This window comes from Terrabacter terrae (genome assembly GCF_039529575.1).
GTDB lineage: Bacteria > Actinomycetota > Actinomycetes > Actinomycetales > Dermatophilaceae > Terrabacter > Terrabacter terrae.
In genome coordinates, this window is the sequence record NZ_BAAANB010000020.1 from 182487 (window position 1) to 186369 (window position 3883).

A 3883-nucleotide genomic window follows, 5' to 3' on the forward strand; every position below is an offset into this window, starting at 1 on the left:
GCGTGCGAAGCCGGTTCAGGCGGGGAGGATGAGTCCCTTGGTCGCCTTGGCGCGCTCGAGGCGCTCGGCGACGTCCTGCCAGTTGACGACGTTCCACCAGGCCTTGACGTAGTCGGCCTTGACGTTCTCGTACTGCAGGTAGAAGGCGTGCTCCCACATGTCGAGCTGCAGCAGCGGGATCTGGCCGACGGGGATGTTGCCCTGCTGGTCGAACAGCTGCATGATGTGCGGCCGCTCGGCGATGGTGTCCCATGCCCAGATCGACCAGCCGGAGCCCTGGATCGCGTTGGCGTTGGCGTTGAAGTGCGCCTGGAACTTCTCGAAGCCGCCGAAGTACTCGTCGATCGCGGCCTTGACCTCACCCTCCGGCTGGCCACCACCGTCGGGGCTCATGTTCTTCCAGAAGACGGAGTGGTTGGTGTGACCACCGAGGTGGAAGGCGAGGTTCTTCTCGACACCGTTGAGCGCCGCATAGTCGCCGGACTCACGCAGCTCCTCCAGCTTGGCGACGGCGGCGTTGGCACCGTCGACGTAGGCCTTGTGGTGCTTGCTGTGGTGCAGCTCCATGATGCGCGCGCTGATGTGCGGCTCGAGAGCGGCGTAGTCGTAGTCGAGCTCGGGAAGCGTGTAAGCCACGTGTCGTTCCTTTCTGGAGACCAATAGGCCCTTGCCACTCTATGCCGCCGCCGCGATCAGGTACCGAGGAGGTCGCGGACGTCGTCGGCGGTGATGGCCCCCGAGAGCGAGCCGCCCTCGTCGACGACCCGCTGGAACAGGTCGCGCTTGCGCTCCTGCAGCGCCACGACCTTCTCCTCTATGGTGCCGGCGGACACGAGGCGGTAGACGGTGACCGGGCGGTCCTGGCCGATGCGGTGGGCGCGGTCGATGGCCTGCGCCTCGGCAGCGGGGTTCCACCACGGGTCGAGGACGTAGACGTAGTCGGCCTCGGTGAGCGTCAGCCCGAAGCCGCCGGCCTTGAGGCTGATGAGGAACGCCACGGCGTCGCCCTCCCGGAAGCCGCGCACCACCGACTGCCGATCGGTGGTCGACCCGTCGAGGTATGCCGTCTCGAGCCCCGCGCGCGTCAGCGCGGCCTCGACGATGCGCAGGAAGCCGGTGAACTGGCTGAAGACGAGGGCCCGGTGGCCCTCGGCCGCGAGCTCGCGCAGCTGGTCGACGAGGAAGTCGATCTTGGCCGGCGTGGCCTTGCCGCCGTGGGCCTCGTCGACGAGGACAGGGTCGAGGGCGAGCTGCCGCAGCCTCGTCAGCGCGGCCAGGATCGCGACACGGTTGGCCTCGGGGTCGTCGAGCAGGCCGAGCACCCGCTGGCGCTCGCGCTGGAGGTGCTGGTCGTAGATGTGCCGGTGGACCGGGTGCGGGTCGAGCGCCATGACCTGGATCTGCTTGGGCGGCAGGTCGATCGCCACCTGCTCCTTGGTGCGCCGGAGCATGAGCGGCCGGATGCGGCGGCGCAGGAGGTCGAGCAGCTCGGGGCGTTCACCGGACTCGATGGGCTTGCGGTAGCTCTTCGTGAACGCGTCGGGGCGGGGGTAGAGCCCCGGGGCGGCCAGCGACAGCAGCGACCAGAGGTCCATGAGGGAGTTCTCGAGCGGTGTGCCGGTGACCGCGATGGTGAAGGGCGCCCCGAGCCGGCGCACCGCCACGTGCGTCTTGGCCTGGCGGTTCTTCACGAACTGCGCCTCGTCGAGCACGACACCGCCCCAGCGCACGGAGTGGAACGTGGCGTCGTCGAGGCGCAGCACGGCATACGAGGTGATCACGACCTGGGCACCGGCGACCGTGTCGGTGAGCGGCACGCCACGCTTGCGCTCGGTCGCGGTGACGGCCACGGCCGCAAGGTGCGGCGCGAAGGTCTCGAGCTCGCCCATCCACGTGCCGACCACGCTCGTCGGAGCGACGACGAGCACGGGACCGCGCGCCTGCGCGCCGCCCTCCCCCAGCTCGCCGCGGTCGTGGGCGCGGACCAGGGCGGCGATGACCTGCAGCGTCTTGCCGAGGCCCATGTCGTCGGCGAGGATGCCGCCGAGCTGGGCGTCCCACAGCCGCGCGAGCCAGCGGTAGCCGTCGAGCTGGTAGGGGCGCAGGGTGGCGCGGAGGTCGGGCGGCGGCTCGGCCAGCGGGCCCGCCTCGAGCGAGCCGAGCGCCTCGACGTTGGCGGCCCACCGGGCACTCTGCTCGTCGACGACGCCCAGCGCGACGAGCTCGTCCCAGAGGTCGGCGTGGTGGGCGCTGAGCCGCAGGGCGCCCGTCTCGGGGTCGGCGATCTCGCGAGCCTCCTCGATGAGGTCGCGCAATCGCGTCAGCTCGGGACGGTCGAGGCGGAAGAACGCGCCCGAGTCGAGCAGCATGATGTCGTCGCCCCGGGCCAGAGCGGCGAAGAGCGGCTCGAAGGGCACCTCCTCGCCCTCGACCTCGACGGAGACGTGTAGGTCGAACCAGTCACTCCTGCCGTCGTCGGGCTCCTCCGCGTCGGAGCCCCGGCGGGCGCTCTCGGTCGCGCCGAGCCGGACCACCGGCGCCGACGTGACCTCCTCGTAGGAGGGGAGGTCGTCGTCCACCTCGACCGTGACGTGCTCGTCGGCCTCGAGCAGCGGGAGGACGTCGGCGACGAACCGGGCCGCGTCGAGGCCCGTGAGGACCACCCGCGGAACGAGGTAGGGGTGGCCGGCGACGTCGCTGCGCAGCGCCCCCCGGACGGACCGCAGGGACGTGGCGGCCCGGACGGCGGCGGACTCGGCGTCGCGGTCCCGACCTCCGACCGTGCCGAAGCGGGCGGTCGTGAAGGGTCGGGGCACCCCGTCGTACGCGTGGCCGAGGTCGATGCGCAGCTCCCCCGGGACGTCGCTGACGACGCGCACGTGGACCGTCACCACCTCGGTGCCGGCATCCGCGGGCAGCTCCGGCGCAGGAAGCGGCACCTCCGAGCGCACCCGCAGCCGTTGGCGCAGCCCGGGCACCACCGAGCGCAGGAAGCGGCCCCGCTCGTCGGCGGGGACCCGCAACCCGGCGAGCGCCGACGCCAGGGCGTCGGGTCCGAGGTCGAGGTCCTGCTCGAGCGGGACGAAGGTCAGCGAGCCGTCGTCGCCCTCGACCGCGATGGCGTGGACGGGGTCGCCGAGGTAGAGCCGCTCGCCGGTCGCCTCGTCTGCCACCTCGTCCGGCAGCCCCTCGATCTCGACGTCGAGGTCGAGGTCGCCACTGCCGTCGCCGGCGCGCTTGACGAGCAGCACGAGCGAGGCGCTGTCGTCGGCGACGCGGACGGGCCCGGTCACCCCCTCCCCGGGAAGGATCTCGATGCCGGCCGCCCGCGCCTCGCGCAGCAGCGGCCAGACCTCGGCGCTCGCGTCGAGGGCCAGCGGCGGGGTCGCGGAGAAGTAGGTGGTGCTGCCCGAGCCCTGCCGGGCCACGTCGTGCAGGCGGCCCATGATGCGCTCGTGCTCGGGCAGGAAGCGGATGCCCGGCCGCCACTGCGGCAGGGCGTCGTGCCAGGAGAGCGTGCGGTGCCACGTGCCCGCGCGGGTCCAGCGCGTGGGTCGGAGGCCGTAGCTGAGCTCGGGCAGGCCGCGTCGGCCTCGCTGGTCGCGGTAGACGGTGTCGACGAACAACCCGGCGGGCATGAGATCGCCCCGCGGCTCCGGTCGTTGGGCCACCGCGGGCTCGACGGGCCGCGGCCGCACGTGACCGAAGACGTCTGACCAGTGGGGAGGTACGGCGGCGGTGGCCCGTTCGTCGGACACGGGCTCGGCAGGGGCCGCAGCGCCACCGGCGGCCGGCGGCTCCACGACGCGCCCCTGCGCCACGTCCCGCGCGGTCACCATGAGGGCCACCACGTGCTTGCAGTCGGCGGCGACCGGACAGCTGC

Annotated in this window: 2 protein-coding genes; both read right to left on the bottom strand. The window is 72.4% G+C overall.

All coding sequences use genetic code 11. From position 1 onward, the window contains the following. Window positions 1–15: 15 nt before the first annotated feature. Entirely contained in the window at window positions 16–636 is a 621-nt protein-coding gene (locus tag ABD194_RS09900; protein WP_343990768.1) for a superoxide dismutase, read from the bottom strand. 56 nt (window positions 637–692) lie between these two features. Beyond that, window positions 693–3883: SNF2-related protein (locus ABD194_RS09905; protein WP_343990770.1), on the bottom strand; the 3191-nt coding region annotated here is incomplete at its 5' end.